Genomic DNA, 15,339 nt, shown 5'->3' on the forward strand with positions numbered 1-15,339 from the left:
AGTGGAGAAGATGGAGGCGGAATTTGTCGGGACGCTGCCGCCGCTTCGCGGCAGGCTCGTCCCAAGCAAATTCCGCCTCCACCCCGCCGCCTAATCCAGCGTCTGCCGGTAACGCACGACGCCGATGCCGAGGGAGACGAGCAGAAACAGGCCGATGGGCCACATATGGGGCGCGATTTCGATCCAGGTGTTGCCCTTGAGCACGATGCCCCGCACGACGCGCAGGAAATGGGTCAGCGGCAGCACGGAGCCGATCCACTGGGCCCATTGGGGCATGCCCTGAAAGGGAAACATGAAGCCCGAGAGCAGAATGGAGGGAAGAAAGAAGAAAAAGGACATTTGCACGGCCTGGAGCTGGTTCTGGGCGATGGTGGAAAAGGTGATGCCGACGCCAAGGTTGGCGGCGATGAAGGGAAAGGAGACGAGAAAGAGCAACGGCAGGCTGCCGACGAAGGGGACGTGGAAGAGGAGTTTGGCGGCGATGATGATGAGTATCATCTGGAGATAGCCGACGACGATGTAGGGCAGGATTTTGCCGAGCAGCACCTCCACGGGCCGCACCGGGGTGATGAGCAGGTTTTCCATGGTGCCGCGCTCGCGTTCCCGGGTGATGGCAAGCGAGGTGATGATGACCAGCGTCATGGTGAGGACCACGCCCATGAGTCCGGGCACGATATTGAACTGGGTGATGGCTTCGGGGTTGTAGCGGGCGTGCATGCGCAGGTCGACGAGGCCCTCGCCGGTGCGAAGCGGCAGCAGCGGCCCGGTGAGGTCGCGGTTGAAGGCCTCTGTTGCGGCCTGGCGCACGGCGGCCACGGCATTGGAGGTGGCCGAGGGGTCGGTGGCGTCGGCTTCGAGGAGCACCACCGGCCGGTCGCCGCGCACGAGGTCGCGGCCGAAGTTCTGAGGAATGGTCAGTACGAACTGGATGCGGCCCAGGCGCAGCAGTTCGTCGGCTTCGGCCTCTGTCGTGAGTTCCTTGGTGAACTTGAAGTAGAGGCTGTTTTTCATGGCTGCGGCCATGTCGCGGGAAAAGGCGGACCGGTCGTTGTCCAGGATGGCCGTGGGCAGGTATTTCGGGTCGGAATTGATGGCGTAGCCGAAGAGGATGAGCTGAAGCAGCGGGATGCCGACCATCATGCCGAAGGTGACGCGGTCGCGGCGCATCTGGGTGAATTCCTTGGCCACCATGGCCGCGAACCGCTTGGGGGAAAAGCTGAACAAGCGCGCCATCACGACACCGCCTTGCGCATGAGGCTGATGAAGACCTCTTCGAGGTTGGGGGGAATCTTTTGCAGGGTAAGGGGCGGGTTGGCGTAGGGAGCGAGGCTTTTTTCCAGGGCCGGGCCGTCCCGGCCGCTGACGTGGAGCGTCACCCCGAAGGCCACCACCTGCTCCACGCCGGGAAGCCCCCGCAGCTTGTCGATGAGGCCGTAGAGTTCCGGCCCGGCAATCTCGTAGGTGGTAAGTCCCTCGGACGCCACGATGGCAGCCACGGTCCCGGTGGCGAGCAGATGGCCGTAGGCGATGTAGGCCAGCCGGTGGCAGCGCTCGGCCTCATCCATATAATGGGTGGAAATAAGCGCCGTGATGCCCTCGCCGGCCAGCGTGTGCACCTCGTCCCAGAAGTCGCGCCGGGCCATGGGGTCCACGCCGGCCGTGGGCTCGTCGAGCAGCAGCAGCTTCGGTTCGTGGATCATGCAGCCGGACAGGGCCAGACGCTGTTTCCAGCCGCCGGAAAGCGTGCCGGCGAGCTGGTTGGCGAAGCGGCCGAGGTTCATGCGGCCAATGGTGGCATCGACGGCCTGCCGGCGGTTGGCCACCCCGTACATGCGGGCGATAAATTCCAGGTTTTCCCGCACGGTCATATCCTCGTAGAGGGAAAAACGCTGGGACATATAGCCCACGTGGGGCTTGATGAGCTCGGCCTGTTCCCGGACATCGAATCCGAGACAGGTGCCGCTGCCGTCGTCCGGGCGCAACAGGCCGCAGAGCATGCGGATAAAGGTGGTCTTGCCCGAGCCGTTGGGACCGAGAAAGCCGTAGATCTCGCCGCGCGACACCCGCATATCGATATGGTCGACCACAGTCTTGTGGCCGAAGACCTTGGTCAGCCCGGTCACGTCGATGACCGGTGGCGACGAGGCGTTCATGCGCCGCCCCCGGCCTTTGCGGCCGGCTCCAGGGACACGTCCATGGGCTGGCCGGGGTGCATGCGCGCGGCCACGTCCGGGGCGAAACGCGCCTCGACCATGATGACGAGCTTTTCCCGAAAGCTCTGGCTGTAGATGACCGGCGGCGTGTATTCCACGCTCGGGGCTATATAGGAGATGGCGGCGGTAACGGGCGCCTTGCCGCCGTCCCAGGAAACGCGGATCTTTTGGCCGACGGCCAGCGCGCCGGCCACGGCCTCGGGCACGAAAAAGCGCACCTTGACGTTTCCCGGCGGCAAAAGGACCACCACCGGGCTGCCGGCCGCCACCCATTCGCCCGCGTAGTGCAGCACGTCGTAGACAAGCCCGGCCACGCCGGCCTGCTGGGTCATCTGGTCCAGGTTCCACCGCGCCTGTTCCACGGAGGCCTTGGCCGCGTCCGCAGCGGCCTGGGCGGCCCGGACCTGGTCGATGCGGCTGGAAAGCTTGCCCGTGGCCAACTGGGCCTCCAGGGCTTTGACCTGCTGCTTGTCGCGGTCGTGGGAGGCGCGGGCGTTGTCGAGCTCCTCCTTGGCAATGGTGGCGTCGGCGTAGAGCTTGACCCGGCGATTGAATTCCAGGGTCGACAGGGTCCGGGCGGCCTCGGCCCGGCGCAGGTCGGCCACGATCTGGTCGATCTCCTCCGGACGCAGCCCCTTTTCCTTGTCGTGGAGCGTATCCTCGGCCTGCTGCAACTGCGCCTTGGCCAACGCCAGCCCCTCGGTCTCGTAGGCGTGCTCCAGCACATAGAGTGTCTGCCCGGGCGTGACGGTCTGCCCCCGGGCCACGCGCAAATCGTCCAGCCGGCTGGCGATCTTGCCGGCCACGTACACGAACTCGCCTTCGACATAGCCCTGCCAGACGGCGGGCTTTTGGGCCTCGCACCCGGCCAGGAGAACGAGCACGGCGGCCACCAGCGCCACCTGGAAAAAACGCTTTCGGAAGACAGATTCTCCCCCCCGCCCTTCTTTCCAAGGACATTTCCCCTGGGAAAAGGGAGGGAGACATGCCGCGTCCGCAACCGCTTGCAACCGCGTCTTAACCATGGCCATCGCCTTCCTCCTTGGCCGTCGCGTCCGGCCGCAGTCCCCTGCCGATCAGGTCGCCCAAAAACGCGGCAGCCTCGGCCAGCGGCGCATCGATGCGCGCGTCCATATCCCGGGCTGCGTCCGCAAAGCGCAGGCGTAACGGTTCGGACAGGCTGTAGACCACCAGCGTGCCGACCAGGGCCAGATGAACAAAGGCGGGATTGGCCGGACGCATGACGCCGGCTTCCTGCCCACGGCGCAGGATGTCGCGCGTCGCGCCGAAAATGCGGCGAAATTCGGCCAGGGCCGCCTGGGGCATGTTGCGCGCGCCCGAGGCCATTTCCATGGCCATGATACGCGGCAGCATGGGCAGACGGGCGAAAAGCCCGGCCAGGGCCCCGGCCAGGGCGGAAAGCGCGGCCACCGGGTCCGGGCCGGCCTTGGCCGCCTGCTCCAGGGTCCCGGCCACCTGGCCGAAGAGGTGCAGCAACACGGCCTCGTAGAGCTTTTCCTTGGTGCCGACGTGGTAATACAGCGCCGCCTTGTTCACCCCAGCCAGCCGGGCGATGGCGTCCACCTTGGCCCCGGAAAAGCCGACCCGGCCGAACTCCTCGGCCGCCGCCTCCAGGATGCGGGCCAGGACCGGCGCGGTTTCTTCAGCATCGACCATTTTGTTTAACCTCTTTGTTTAACTATTTGGTTAAAACATATTGTCAGCCTCGTCAAGCCCGCCTGATCGCTTCCCATTCGAGTTAAAGAAGTGTAACCGACACACGCGGTCGGCCCGCGAACACCAAGGGCCAGGCCAGGAAACCATGACCGATGCGCTGATCATACTTTTTTCCCCCATCACCTGGCTTGGCCGGACGGTGCTTTCCATCCTGTCCGAACTGGGCGGTTTTTTCATTTTCCTGTGCCAGGGATTGTGGCGCATCTTCGTGCCGGCGCCCTCGGTGACGAAGATCGTGCAGCAGGTCTATTTCATCGGGGTCAAATCGATCTTCGTCATCGTGCTCATCGGGCTTTTCACGGGCATGGTGCTGGGGCTGCAAGGTTACTACACCCTGGTCAAGTTCGGCTCGGAAGGGCTTCTCGGCGCGGCCGTGGCCCTGTCCATCATCCGGGAGCTGGGGCCGGTGTTGACGGCCATCATGCTCACGGGCCGGGCCGGATCGTCCATGGCGGCCGAGATCGGCATCATGCGCATTTCCGAGCAGATCGACGCGCTGAGCACCATGGGGATCAACCCCATGCGGTTTCTCATCGCGCCGAGGCTTGCCGCATCGCTGATCTGCTTTCCGCTTTTGACGGCCATATTCGACGTGGTCGGCATCGGTGGAGGCTACGTGACGGGCGTGGTGCTTTTGGGCATCAATCCCGGCGTCTATTTCGATCGCATCGACGCGGCGGTGGAGCTGGCCGACGTGACCGGCGGCTTCGAGAAATCCCTTGTCTTCGCCTTGCTCGTTGCGGCCGTGTGCTGCTATGAAGGCTACTTCACCCACACCCGGCGGGAAGGCTTCGGCGCCAAGGGGGTCAGCCTCGCCACGACATCGGCCGTGGTCGTGTCCTGCGTTACCGTTTTGGTGGCGGACTACGTGCTGACATCGTTTTTACTGTGAAGGACACGGAGCCAAGCGTGTTGCATCTTCGACGGGTTCGCCGTAAAAGGCCACTGGCATGAAAAAATACACGATGGAAACCACGGTCGGGGTTTTCGTTCTGGCCGGGCTTTTGTGTGTGGCCTACCTGACCATCAAACTCGGCAAGCTCGAAGTCATCAACAGCGACAGCTATACGGTGACGGCCCGGTTCAAGGACGTGACCGGGCTTAAAAACGGCGCTTACGTGGAGATGGCCGGGGTCCGCATCGGCCGGGTGACCGGCATCAGGCTCGATCCCAAGGACAACATGGCCATGGTCAGCCTGGACATCCAGAAAGGCGTTCGCCTGACCGACGATACCATCGCCTCCATCAAGACCAGCGGGCTTATCGGCGACAAGTTCGTCAAGGTTTCGCCGGGCGGTTCGGACGATATCCTGAAGCCCGGGGGCCTTATCGTCGAAACCGAGCCCTCGATCGATCTCGGCGACCTCATCGGCAAATACGTTTTCGGGGGCGTGAAATAGCCGGCCCTGCCGACTGTCCCAACCCTCTAGCCCAAAAAAAGAGTGGACTGGCCGTATGCATCGCACCCTGCTTCGTTTTTTTCTCGCCCTGCTGCTCGTGGCCGCAACCGTCGCCCCGGCGGCGGCAACTTCGGCCTCGGCAACGCTTTCCGCCTCCGTGGACCGCATCATAGAACTGCTGGTCGATCCGGCCTACAAGAATCCCCAAACCCGGCCGGCCATGCGGGCCAAGCTCATCACCGCCATCAACGGCATCTTCGACATGAAGGAGCTGTCCCGCCGGGCGCTCGGCGCCCAGTGGAACAGGTTCACGCCCGAGCAGCAAGGCCGGTTCGTGACCGCGTTCGGCAATCTGCTGCAACACACCTACCTTGACAAAATCGAGAGCTACACCGATGAAAAGGTGCAGTATCTCAAAGAGCAGGAGTTGGGGCCGGGCAAAGCCGAAATCGCCACCAAGGTGGTCGGCAAGGGCAAGGAAATCCCCATCACCTACAGGCTCATCGACCATAGCGGTTGGAAGGTCTACGACGTGATCATCGAGGGAGTCAGCCTCGTGCAGAACTATCGCACCCAGTTCGGCCAGATACTCGCCAACGAGACTCCGGACGTGCTGATCGCGAAAATATCGGCGAAGATGTCCTGACGCCGGGAAACCAGTCCGTCCAGGAAGACTGTACAGGGAATACGGATCGGTCGGCACCACGGCCGCAAGACCATTCCCGGAGAGGTTCCATGAACGCCATGCCGCGACGTCTCGTCATCTTTCCCCTGCTTGCCGCCATGCTTTTGGCGGGAGTCGATTGCTTCGCCGGTCCCCGCACAGGGGCCCCGGCCAAAGACGCCACGCCCGCGGTGTCCAAGGTCGCCAAGCCGTTTATTCCATCCGCCACGGCGGACGCGACGGCCCAACCGGCCCAATCCACGTCGCAAGCGACGCCCCCGGCCGACGACGAGTACGATGCCGCGCCGGCTCCCGTCGCCGACCCGCTTTACCGCTGGAACAAGTTCTGGTTCGGCTTCAACAACCTTTTCTACAGCGGCCTGATGCGCCCCTTCGCCAGGGGCTACGCCTACGTCGTGCCCAAGCCCCTGCGCCAGGGACTGACCAATGCCTACCAGAACTTCATCTTCCCCATCCGATTTGTAAACGCCCTGCTGCAGCTCAACTTCACCCAGGCGTCCCGGGAATTCGGCCGGTTCATGATCAACTCCACCCTCGGCATCGGCGGCCTGATGGACGTGGCCAAGGCCGATCCGAACCTCCAGCCCGGCAACGAGGATTTCGGCCAGACCCTCGGCCATTACGGCATTGGCGACGGCTTTTACATCGTGTGGCCGCTGCTTGGCCCGTCGAGCCTGCGCGACAGCATAGGCCTCGCCGGCGACGCCGCCGCCAATCCGCTCACCTGGATCTTCGGCCCCTGGTCCATCCACGGCGATTACAACCCCTGGTACTGGTCCTACATCATCAAGGCCGGCGACGTGTTCAACAACATGCCCGGCACGCTTGAGGCCTACGACAGCGTGGTGGGGCCGGCCGTCGACCCCTACAGCGCCATCAAGGACGCCTACATCCAGTACCGCCGCAACGCCGTCAGCAAGTAGACCGCACGCGGCGCGGTCCGGCGGCACCATGAACGGCCAAAGCGACACGCCCTCCCGATCGAAAGTCACAGCCCGCCCGCTCCCTCTGGGAACGGGCGGGCTGGCGCTTTGGGCCAGCTACCATAACCAGCGCTTCTCCCGCCACGCCCACGAAGGCTACGCCCTGGGCGTGATCGAGGCCGGGGGGCTGGCCTTCCGCTACCGGGGCAGTCGACTGGTGGCCCCGGCCGGCAGCGTCAATCTGGTCCAGCCGGGCGTGCCCCATGACGGGGAACCCGCCCTGCCCGGCGGCTGGCGCTACCGCATGCTCTATATTCCTGTCGAGCTCCTGGCCATGGTCCAAGCCCAAGGCGCGCCGCCGCCCTATTTCCGTCAGGGCGTGATCGAGGACCCGGAGCTGGCCGGCTTGGTCGCCGCCACCCACAAGCTGCTTCTGGACGCCAGGGCGGACGCCCTGGCCCGACAAACGCGGCTGTTGTCGCTTCTCGCCTTCTGGGTCCGCCGCCATGCCACGGAGGGGACGGCCGCACCCGCGCCCGGTCCCGAACCACGTGCCGTGCGTCTGGCCCTGGAAGTGATCGACGACCGCTTTGCCACCCCCCTCGCCCTGGCCGATCTGGCCGCCGCAACCGGCCTTTCTCCCTGGCACATGGCCCGCGTGGTGGCCCGGTCCACGGGCCTGCCGCCCCACGCCCACCTGCTCGCCCGGCGGCTGCGGGCCGCCAAGGACGCCCTGGCCGGCCCGACCCGGTTGGCCGACATCGCCGCCGCCGCCGGCTTTGCCGACCAAAGCCACCTGACCCGGGCTTTCGCGGCCCGTTTCGGCATGACGCCCGGGGCCTACCGCAAGATTGTTCAAAACAGCGATTCCGCCGAAGGTTAGCCTGCTTCCCGCAGCAACGCGGGAGGTTTTCATGCACGCGCGCACTCTTGCCGTGACCGCCCTGGTCGCGGCCATGATCCTGGTCGGTTCGTCCGTCGCCGTGGGCCGCATCCTGGCAACCACACTGCCCATTCATTTCGCGTCCATGGTCCGGTTCGCCCTGGCGTCCCTGGTGCTCGTTCCCCTAACCATGGCCGTGGAGGGCCGCTTTCCACGCATCGCCCCACGGACCCTGGCCATCCTGGCGGCCCAGTCGCTTTGCGGATCATTTCTTTTTACGGTTTGTCTGCTCGAAGGACTGCGCCTGACCGGAGCGGCCGACGCCGGCGTGGTGGCGGCAACGACGCCGGCCATGGTAGCGCTTCTGGGCTGGCTGCTCTTCCGCGAGCGGCCGAGCCGACGCGCTCTGGCCGGCATCGTGATCACGGTCGCCGGCGTGGCCGCCGTGAGCGCCGCTCCGGCAAGCGCCCATGGCGCATCCTCGGCCCTTCTCGGCAACGGGCTCGTCGGGCTGGCCGTGGTCTTCGAGGCCGTTTTTTTACTGCTGCGCCGGGCCGTCGACGAACCGCTTTCCCCCCTGGCCGCCGCCATGTGGGTGTCGCTGCTGGGCTTTTTCCTGTTTCTCATCCCGGGGCTCTGGCAGGTGGGCGAGATTGCGGTCGGGTCCATGACGCCCTGGGCCATGGCCGAACTGGCCTACTACGGCCTCGGCGTGACGGCAGCGGCATACATGCTGTGGTTTTACGGCGTGGTGCGGGTGGAAGCGGCCACGGCCGGCGTGGTCACGGGCGTCATGCCCGTGGCGGCCCTGGCCTTTGCCGCCTGGCTGTGCGGCGAAGGGATCGGCGTGCGCCAACTCGTCGGGTGCGCCGGGGTTCTTGCCGGCATCGCCATTTTGTCCGGGATGGGCAGAAGAAAAAGACCGGGGGGAAACCTTTCTTGCAGAAAGGTTCTCCCCCCGGGCCCCCTTTCCAAAGACTTTTAATAGGATAATTGGCCTATTACGGACAAATTCACCCTATTATAAAGTTTAGGAAGGGGAGAGCGCGAGAGGGGAGAACCCTTTGCAAAAGGGTTTCCCTTCTCGCATGTTCATTCTCCCCTATTCCTTCGTTTTGGGAGGCGGCGGCACGTAGCCGTCCGGCAAGGGCGGGGCCGGTTCCACCACCGGGGGCGCGTAGCGCACCTGGGGCTTGGCCGTGGCGGCGGGAGCCGGTTTGGCGGCGACGGGGGCAGGCTGCGCGGCTGTGGCAGGGGCCGGTTTCGCCGCCGGGACGGCGGCCGGAGACGCGGCTGCGGCCGGAGGCGCGGCGACATGGCCGGCGGGCGCGGGAGCCTTTTGCCCGGCCGGGGCGGCGGCGCCGGCGGGGCGCTCCGCCGTCAGGCGCGGCTCGGTCACGCCCAGGGAAAAGAGTTCCCCTTCCAGGGCTGCCCTTGTTCCCTCCTTGGTGGCGAAGACCTTGTAAAACGTCTTCTTGTTGAGCTTTCCCTGGTCGATACGCACGGCGTAGCCCCGGCCCTGGAGCGTGGCCATAAGCTGGTTGGCCGTCTGGGCATGGGCGAAGGCCCCCACCTGGAAGGTGAAAAGCGCGCCATGGGACGTGCCGTGGGCCGCCGGGACCGGCTTGGCCGGGGGCGTGGCCGGGGGCGGCGTGGAGACGGGTCCGGCCGGAGCCGGCTGGGCCGGAGCAAAAAGCTTGGGCGCGGCGGGTTCCTCAGCCGGAGCATGGGGCACGACGGGAGCCGGCGCGTTTCCCTGGGGGACTGGCGCGGGCGCCTCGGCGGGCGGCGGCGCAACCGGCCTTGGCGCGGGCGCGGCGCTCGGCGGCGGGGGGGGCGGAGGCGGTGGTGTTCCCGGCCCACGGGACCACCCCGTGTCGTTCGGTGACGGGGGCGCCGGATGTCCCAGGATTTCCTTTTCAAACGACTTGTCCGTGGCGCACCCGGACAGGCAAAGGGCCAGTGCGGCCGCAGCCAACAACAAACGCCGCATGGGCGACTCCTTTCGTAATCTTGCGGACCGGATTTGTTAACGCGGTTCCATGCCGACCAGACGGCAAAGCGTTTCCCGGGCCGTGCGCAACGCATCCATGGCAGCGTCGAGGGCCTGCTGATCGCGGGCCTCGGCCGCGTGTTCCACCGTAGCGGCGGCGCGGCTCAAGCCCTCGGCGCCAATGGTGGCGGCAGCGCTTTTGATGGTATGGGCATGCAGCCCGATCTGCTTGAAATCCCCGGCCTGCCAGGCAACATCGATCAGGGTGCGGCGCTCGGACACCTCACGCCAGATGTGCTCGAACACGCGGCCAAAGCCGGCCCGGTCGACGCCCATGTGACGCCTCGCCCGTTCGGGATCGAAGGCGGACAGGGCATCCTCGGGCAGCGACGCGCCGCAAGGATACATCGCTTTCATGCGTCTCCTCCCCCGCGCCCCCGGGAATGCCCCGTGTACGGCAGGCAGCCGGGCCTTTTTACTGCAAAAAAACCACTTCCGTGCCTACGTCGAGGAGCTTGGCCATTTCCTTGCCCTCGTCGTTACGCATGCGGATGCAGCCGCTGGTGACGGGAAGGCCGATGGAGCGAGGATTGTTGTTGCCGTGAATGCGAAATCCCATACCGTGGGACAAAAAAACCTTGAAGGTGCCCATGGGGTTTTCCCTGACCCCGGGCGGCACCACCGTGGGCAGCGTCTTGCCCTTCTTGCGGGCCCGTTCCTTCATGGCCACCGTCGGCCGCCACCAGGGCTCGAAGCTGATCCCGGTCACCACGCCCCAACCCTGCGGCGCTTCCATGTCCCGGCCCGGCACGGCGACGGTATAGACCCGGTCCAGCCGCCGGGACCCGTCGGGCAGGTTTTCATACAGATACAACCTTCGCTGGGAGAGACGCACCTCGATGGAGTACCGGTTACTGCTGGCGGCAAAATCCGCCATGCGCGCATCGGACGCCAAGCCTGACCGGCTTCCGGCCGGTTTCCCCAGGTTGCTGATGAAAAGGTCCAGCCCGCCGCCGTCAGCCACCGGCGCATAGGCCGGTCCGGACGCGCCCGGATGCGCCGCCGCGCCTGGCGTGGCCTCGGTCGCGGCCGGCATGTTTCCCGGCAACGAGGCGACCTGCTTGAAATTTTTTCCTTCCTCGGCCGCGACAAAGCGCGGCGACGCCATCGCCAGTCCCAGCACCAAGGCCAGGACGAAAGAGAACCTGCCCCGCATCGCTTCCCCTCCCCGAAAACGTCGGCATCCCCGGCCCCCGCCGGACACGCCCCCCGGACGTCTCGGAATGGACTGCCCCGCCGACTGCTCAGGCGGTGTGGTAGCGCACGACCGGCCGACGCCGAAACGTGTGCCGCAAAAATACTCCGTCCGGCCACCCGAGCGCCACCACGGCGTGTACGGCTTCCCGGGCCGGCAACCCCGCCGCCGCCCGAACCCGCTTGTCGTGGCGGATGGCCTCGACGGCGTAGCCGATCAGGCAGGAGCCAAGGCCCATGGCATGCCCGGCAAGCAGCATGTTCTGGGCGGCCAGCAACGCATCCTCGGCCGGACAACTCGCCCCCGGCGCCGAACCGATGACGATGGCCGCCGTGGCCCCGTGAAAGAGCATATCCGTCTGGTCCCGGTCCCACTTGGCCAAGGCGGCGGCAACGGAAGAATAATGCTCCCGAAAGTAGTTTTCAAGCTCCACCCGGCCAAGCAGGGCATAACCTTTGCGCACGATCGGGTTCGCGGCAAGCTTGTTTATGCGCCGGAAAAAACCGGCCACGGCCTCGGCCAGGCGCAGCACCGCCGCCCGCGACGTCAGCACCGTGAATGTCCAGGCCTGGGAGTTGGTGCCCGACGGGGCGGTCACGGCCGCGCGCACGAGGTCCTCGAGCATGGGACCGGGGACGGGATCGGGCTTGTAGCGGCGGCAGGAGCGCCTGGATCGCAACAGATCCACCAATTCGGCCGGGGAGAACTCTCCGGGCGCGACCACCTTGCCGGGAGCTTCGATGGTGGCGAAGGCCGCCGTCCAGTTTTCCCCGGCGGCAACGGTCACGGCCTCGGCCGGACACACGGCCGCGCAATGCCCGCAGCCGATGCAGCCGTCGGCAACGACAGAGGCCTTCTGCCCGTCGAAACCCAAAACACCCGAAGGGCACACTGCGGCGCAAGCACCGCAGCCCAGACAGGCATCGGCATCGACGCGGGGAACGCTTTTTTCCATGACAACTCCCGTCAGCCGCTTTTTCGCGCGGCGACACGCCGCCTTATCTGGCCGCTCCTTTGGCCTCCGCCACTTCGACCCGGGCCAGACGCCTGGCCCCCACGAACCAGCGCTCATAGTCGGTTCCGGCCAGTCGGTCCACCCCGACGCCGCCACGACGGGGACTCGAGTGCAGCATGCGCCCGCCGCCGAGATAGATGCCCACATGGCTTATGCCCGCGTTTCTGTCCGGGGCGAAAAAAAGCAGGTCCCCGGCCTCAAGCTCGGTCGGGGCGACGGGGGTGCCGCGCTCGGCCTGCAACCGGCTCTGGCGCGGCAGATCACAGCCGAAGCCGGCGAAAACGCCCTTGGTCAGCCCCGAACAGTCGATGCCGGCCGGCGTGTCGCCGCCAAGGCGATACGGCGCGCCGAGATACGGCTGGGCCAGATGCATGATGCGCTCGCCGCGTTCGGACAGCGGACCGAGGTCCACCGGCAGCCCGGCGGCAAGCCGTGGCGGCGCGGGGCCGCCGATGGCGTCCTTGTCCTTGAGTGCCCGCATCAGGGTCTCGTGGTCGGCCTTGCCCGTATACAGCAGCTTGTAGTGGGCATTGCGCTTGACCGGGCTCGTGTGCAGCATGCCGCAGTCGTCCTCATAGCCATAGACGGCCCGCCCCTTGTCCGGACCGGCCCAGGCGACCGGCGCAGCGGCCGCGACGACCGCTGCGGTGAGGGCGCACGGCAAAAGCCACTGCATGGCAATCCCGCATAAGCCTTTCCCGCAACTGCGCCGGATACCGACTTCAATTTCCCTTTTTCTCATAAAAATCAGCGCCGGGGTTGGCGACGAGTTCCCTTCAGGTCGGACCGTCATTGGTCCCCCCGTAGGTGATGCGGCGCACGTCGCCGATGCGGGTCGTCTTCACGCATTCCCGGCGAAAGGCGCACAGTTCCTGGCCGCAGCGGTCATGCACGCCCCAGGCGAAACACGGGGCGAATCCCTCTTTTTCCTGGATGGCCCGCACGGCGTCGATGGTCGTGAGCCCCGTGACGTCGAGCCCCAATTCCCGGGCCTTGGTCTTGATCTCGCGCACATCGAGGCCCATGGGCCCGCAAAAGGCCTCCCGGCCAAGCCCGGCCTCGGGGGTGTCGAAAAGGCGCATGGACACGGTCGTGCCCCCGCCTTCGGCCGGACGCACGTCGATTTCGCCGTTGTGCTCCGACACGGCCCGCCGGGCCAGAGTCAGGCCGATGCCCGCGCCCCGGGCCTTGGTGGTGAAAAACGGGTCGAACACGAAGGGAAGCAGGTCGCGGCGCACGCCCGGGCCGTCGTCGGTCACGGCCAAAAGGACGTTGTCGTCGCGCCGCGCCAGGGTGATGGCCACGCGCACGGTGTCGCGCCCGGAAAATTCCAGGGCGTTGAGCAAAATTTCATGCAGCGCCTGGCCGAGCATGCTGCCGTCGGCCACGATCTCGACGTCCTCCAGGGACAGGGAGCATTCGAGGCGCTTGTGCAGGGACTCGGCCGCCTGCTCGGCCCTTCCCGCCGCCTCCTCGACCAGCCCGCCCAGGGGCAGGGCCGTCAGGCGCGGATGGGGCAGCGAGGACAGCCGCACCACCGCCGCAACCAACTCCTCGAGCCGTCTGGCTTCCTGAAAAATGATGTCCGGGGATTCCGTCGGCAGGTGCCGCTCCTTGTGCTCGCGCAAAAGCTTCAGGGCGAAGCCGCCGATGGCCGCGGCCGGATTGCGGATCTGGTGGGCCACCGACAGGGCCAGATTGTTGAGGCTCTCGATCATGTCGTATTGCAGGCGGTTTTTCTCCCGCAATATGGCCGTCTCGCGCTCCCGGCTGCGGTAGAGCGCCGTGACGTCGTCGAGCAGAAAAGTCACGCCGGCCCGCTTGCCCCCGTTTTCCGCGCACGAGGCGGTCATGGAAAAACGGCGCGGCTGGCCGTCCGGGCACTGGTAATCCGTCAGGCAATGGCGAAAGGCCCGGCCTTTTTCCACGGCATCGCCGACATTGCGATTGAACTGTTCGTTGGCGGGTTCCGGGCGGATGAGCGTGCGCCAGCTTTTGCCTTCCAGGCTTTCCGCCGGTATGCCGAGCAGCACCCCCGCCGAGGGGCTGGCCACCATCACGTCGCCTTTCGGGTCGATGACGACAAGGCCCACGGGCAAGGATTTGATGACGTTCTGGACGAGTATCTGTCTGACGCTTGGCATGGCACGACCTGGCCCAAAGGCCTTTTGGATATCCCTCCATAGGCCGGGCGGGCCCGGATGACAAGCCCGCCCGGGGAGGAGGTTCCTTCCTGCCCGCCTGCGAATCCCGCCCGCGTCAGGGACGGTACGGCGGCGTCAGGGCTTCGGGGTCGCGGCCGCCTTGGGATTCTTGGCCACGGCCACGTATTCTTCAAGAATATCGAGCGGTACGGCCCCGCGCACCGCCGCGCCGTTGATCAGGAAGATGGGGGTGCCGGCAAAGCCGAAGCCCCGCGCCTCCTTCACGTCGGCCTTGATGCGCTCGGCAAGGTCCTTGTGGGTCAGGTCCTTGGCCAGCCTATTCATGTCCACGCCGACTTCCTTGGCTATGGCCGAGAGGGCCTCGTCGCCCTTGGTGGCCACGGCTTCCTGGTCGGCGAAGGCCTTGTCCATGAACGTCCAGGCTTTCTTGGGGTCCTGGAGGTTGATGGCCTCGAAGTAGAGGGCGGCCCGGGCGTCGTTTTTCCCGGTGGCGAAGTGCTTGAAGATGAGCCGCACATCCTCCGGGTGCTTTTTGAGCAGGGCCTTGACCGTGCCGTTGGCCTGGGCGCAGAAATGGCACAGGAAATCGGAGTATTCGACGATGGTCACCGGAGCGTTTGCCGGTCCGAGGGCGGCGCGGCCGGGCTCCAGCGCGGGTTTCAGCGGTTTGGCCAGCTCGGCGGCGAAACGGGCGCGCTCGAGATCGCGTTGCCGGGCCCTGGCCGTATTTTCGATCACTTCCAGCACGGCCGGACCTTGGGCCTTGATGGCCTCCACGACGATCTCGGGGTGCTCCTTTAGCACCTTGCGCACCCGGTCGACATCGTCATCAGCCCGTGCGGGCGCGGCCACGCAGGCAACCAGGGCGGCCGCAAGCAGCCAGTTCCATTTTCGCATGTGTCCTCCAATAGAGCTTCAAAAAGCTATGGCAACTGTCGCCGTCAGATAGATCGTTTTGACGCGGCTGTCATCTCTTGCCCATCGACGTGGAGAGGGAGACATGATAGGATTGCAACAATGGAATATTTGGTCATCATGGCGGTCATCATCATCGGCGTCGTCGCGTTTTG

The 15,339-nt window shown here is 65.9% G+C and carries 17 protein-coding genes; 6 read left to right on the forward strand and 11 right to left on the reverse strand.

Going from position 1 to position 15,339, the window contains the following annotated elements; translation table 11 throughout:
* Positions 1-90: 90 nt before the first annotated feature.
* From K9F62_19275 to K9F62_19290, 4 genes are all read right to left on the reverse strand, one after another.
* Positions 91-1,233, reverse strand: coding sequence for an ABC transporter permease (locus K9F62_19275; GenBank protein UJX40804.1), 1,143 nt, complete (start codon positions 1,231-1,233; stop codon positions 91-93).
* The gene (locus K9F62_19280) at positions 1,233-2,153 is read right to left on the reverse strand and encodes an ABC transporter ATP-binding protein (protein UJX40805.1); all 921 of its coding nucleotides are present in this window, start codon (positions 2,151-2,153) and stop codon (positions 1,233-1,235) included. Before K9F62_19280 ends, K9F62_19275 begins: the two co-directional genes overlap by 1 nt.
* Complete coding sequence (locus K9F62_19285) at positions 2,150-3,115, reverse strand: HlyD family efflux transporter periplasmic adaptor subunit (GenBank protein UJX40806.1); 966 nt, start codon at positions 3,113-3,115, stop codon at positions 2,150-2,152. The genes K9F62_19280 and K9F62_19285 overlap by 4 nt, the downstream gene beginning before the upstream one ends.
* Before the next feature lie 115 nt (positions 3,116-3,230).
* A complete protein-coding gene (locus K9F62_19290) occupies positions 3,231-3,890 on the reverse strand; it encodes a TetR/AcrR family transcriptional regulator (protein ID UJX40807.1) in 660 nt (219 codons plus the stop codon).
* A 145-nt stretch (positions 3,891-4,035) separates the two neighbouring features.
* Here K9F62_19290 and K9F62_19295 point away from each other — a divergent pair, with 145 nt between their 5' ends.
* The 6 genes from K9F62_19295 (at position 4,036) to K9F62_19320 (ending at position 8,826) form a co-directional block, all read left to right on the forward strand.
* A complete protein-coding gene (locus K9F62_19295) occupies positions 4,036-4,842 on the forward strand; it encodes an ABC transporter permease (GenBank protein ID UJX40808.1) in 807 nt (268 codons plus the stop codon).
* Positions 4,843-4,900: 58 nt separating this feature from the next.
* Positions 4,901-5,350, forward strand: coding sequence for an outer membrane lipid asymmetry maintenance protein MlaD (gene mlaD / locus K9F62_19300; protein ID UJX40809.1), 450 nt, complete (start codon positions 4,901-4,903; stop codon positions 5,348-5,350).
* Positions 5,351-5,405: 55 nt separating this feature from the next.
* Positions 5,406-5,996, forward strand: a complete 591-nt coding sequence (locus K9F62_19305; protein ID UJX40810.1) for an ABC transporter substrate-binding protein — start codon at positions 5,406-5,408, stop codon at positions 5,994-5,996.
* 89 nt (positions 5,997-6,085) lie between these two features.
* On the forward strand, positions 6,086-6,958 hold the full coding sequence (locus tag K9F62_19310; protein UJX40811.1) for an MlaA family lipoprotein: 873 nt from the start codon (positions 6,086-6,088) through the stop codon (positions 6,956-6,958).
* Between the two features lie 28 nt (positions 6,959-6,986).
* On the forward strand, positions 6,987-7,841 hold the full coding sequence (locus tag K9F62_19315) for an AraC family transcriptional regulator (protein ID UJX40812.1): 855 nt from the start codon (positions 6,987-6,989) through the stop codon (positions 7,839-7,841).
* Positions 7,842-7,872: 31 nt separating this feature from the next.
* Complete coding sequence (locus K9F62_19320) at positions 7,873-8,826, forward strand: DMT family transporter (protein ID UJX40813.1); 954 nt, start codon at positions 7,873-7,875, stop codon at positions 8,824-8,826.
* A 117-nt stretch (positions 8,827-8,943) separates the two neighbouring features.
* Here the strand turns inward: K9F62_19320 and K9F62_19325 are convergent, their stop codons facing one another.
* The 7 genes from K9F62_19325 to K9F62_19355 form a co-directional block, all read right to left on the reverse strand.
* Complete coding sequence (locus K9F62_19325; protein UJX40814.1) at positions 8,944-9,834, reverse strand: SPOR domain-containing protein; 891 nt, start codon at positions 9,832-9,834, stop codon at positions 8,944-8,946.
* 36 nt (positions 9,835-9,870) lie between these two features.
* Positions 9,871-10,251, reverse strand: coding sequence for an Hpt domain-containing protein (locus tag K9F62_19330; protein UJX40815.1), 381 nt, complete (start codon positions 10,249-10,251; stop codon positions 9,871-9,873).
* A gap of 58 nt (positions 10,252-10,309) precedes the next feature.
* On the reverse strand, positions 10,310-11,050 hold the full coding sequence (locus tag K9F62_19335; protein UJX40816.1) for a L,D-transpeptidase family protein: 741 nt from the start codon (positions 11,048-11,050) through the stop codon (positions 10,310-10,312).
* An 88-nt stretch (positions 11,051-11,138) separates the two neighbouring features.
* A complete protein-coding gene (locus K9F62_19340; protein ID UJX40817.1) occupies positions 11,139-12,044 on the reverse strand; it encodes a nitroreductase family protein in 906 nt (301 codons plus the stop codon).
* 43 nt (positions 12,045-12,087) lie between these two features.
* Positions 12,088-12,780: a C40 family peptidase gene (locus K9F62_19345; GenBank protein UJX40818.1), complete on the reverse strand. Its 693-nt coding sequence runs from the start codon at positions 12,778-12,780 to the stop codon at positions 12,088-12,090.
* Positions 12,781-12,880: 100 nt separating this feature from the next.
* Entirely contained in the window at positions 12,881-14,248 is a 1,368-nt protein-coding gene (locus K9F62_19350; protein UJX40819.1) for a PAS domain-containing protein, read from the reverse strand.
* A 135-nt stretch (positions 14,249-14,383) separates the two neighbouring features.
* Positions 14,384-15,166 (reverse strand): thioredoxin domain-containing protein, encoded by a 783-nt coding sequence (locus K9F62_19355; GenBank protein UJX40820.1) that lies wholly within the window; start codon positions 15,164-15,166, stop codon positions 14,384-14,386.
* Between the last annotated feature and the right edge of the window lie 173 nt (positions 15,167-15,339).

This window comes from Desulfovibrio sp. JY, from assembly GCA_021730285.1.
GTDB lineage: Bacteria > Desulfobacterota > Desulfovibrionia > Desulfovibrionales > Desulfovibrionaceae > Solidesulfovibrio.

Excerpts from the sequence above, each read along its gene's own strand:
- K9F62_19295 (UJX40808.1), top strand. The coding sequence starts at position 4,036 with ATGACCGATGCGCTGATCATACTTTTTTCCCCCATCACCTGGCTTGGC.
- K9F62_19290 (UJX40807.1), bottom strand. The coding sequence starts at position 3,890 with ATGGTCGATGCTGAAGAAACCGCGCCGGTCCTGGCCCGCATCCTGGAG.
- K9F62_19315 (UJX40812.1), top strand. The coding sequence starts at position 6,987 with ATGAACGGCCAAAGCGACACGCCCTCCCGATCGAAAGTCACAGCCCGC.
- K9F62_19340 (UJX40817.1), bottom strand. The coding sequence starts at position 12,044 with ATGGAAAAAAGCGTTCCCCGCGTCGATGCCGATGCCTGTCTGGGCTGC.
- K9F62_19325 (UJX40814.1), bottom strand. The coding sequence starts at position 9,834 with ATGCGGCGTTTGTTGTTGGCTGCGGCCGCACTGGCCCTTTGCCTGTCC.
- K9F62_19310 (UJX40811.1), top strand. The coding sequence starts at position 6,086 with ATGAACGCCATGCCGCGACGTCTCGTCATCTTTCCCCTGCTTGCCGCC.
- mlaD (UJX40809.1), top strand. The coding sequence starts at position 4,901 with ATGAAAAAATACACGATGGAAACCACGGTCGGGGTTTTCGTTCTGGCC.
- K9F62_19280 (UJX40805.1), bottom strand. The coding sequence starts at position 2,153 with ATGAACGCCTCGTCGCCACCGGTCATCGACGTGACCGGGCTGACCAAG.
- K9F62_19305 (UJX40810.1), top strand. The coding sequence starts at position 5,406 with ATGCATCGCACCCTGCTTCGTTTTTTTCTCGCCCTGCTGCTCGTGGCC.
- K9F62_19345 (UJX40818.1), bottom strand. The coding sequence starts at position 12,780 with ATGCAGTGGCTTTTGCCGTGCGCCCTCACCGCAGCGGTCGTCGCGGCC.
- K9F62_19275 (UJX40804.1), bottom strand. The coding sequence starts at position 1,233 with ATGGCGCGCTTGTTCAGCTTTTCCCCCAAGCGGTTCGCGGCCATGGTG.
- K9F62_19330 (UJX40815.1), bottom strand. The coding sequence starts at position 10,251 with ATGAAAGCGATGTATCCTTGCGGCGCGTCGCTGCCCGAGGATGCCCTG.
- K9F62_19350 (UJX40819.1), bottom strand. The coding sequence starts at position 14,248 with ATGCCAAGCGTCAGACAGATACTCGTCCAGAACGTCATCAAATCCTTG.
- K9F62_19320 (UJX40813.1), top strand. The coding sequence starts at position 7,873 with ATGCACGCGCGCACTCTTGCCGTGACCGCCCTGGTCGCGGCCATGATC.
- K9F62_19335 (UJX40816.1), bottom strand. The coding sequence starts at position 11,050 with ATGCGGGGCAGGTTCTCTTTCGTCCTGGCCTTGGTGCTGGGACTGGCG.
- K9F62_19355 (UJX40820.1), bottom strand. The coding sequence starts at position 15,166 with ATGCGAAAATGGAACTGGCTGCTTGCGGCCGCCCTGGTTGCCTGCGTG.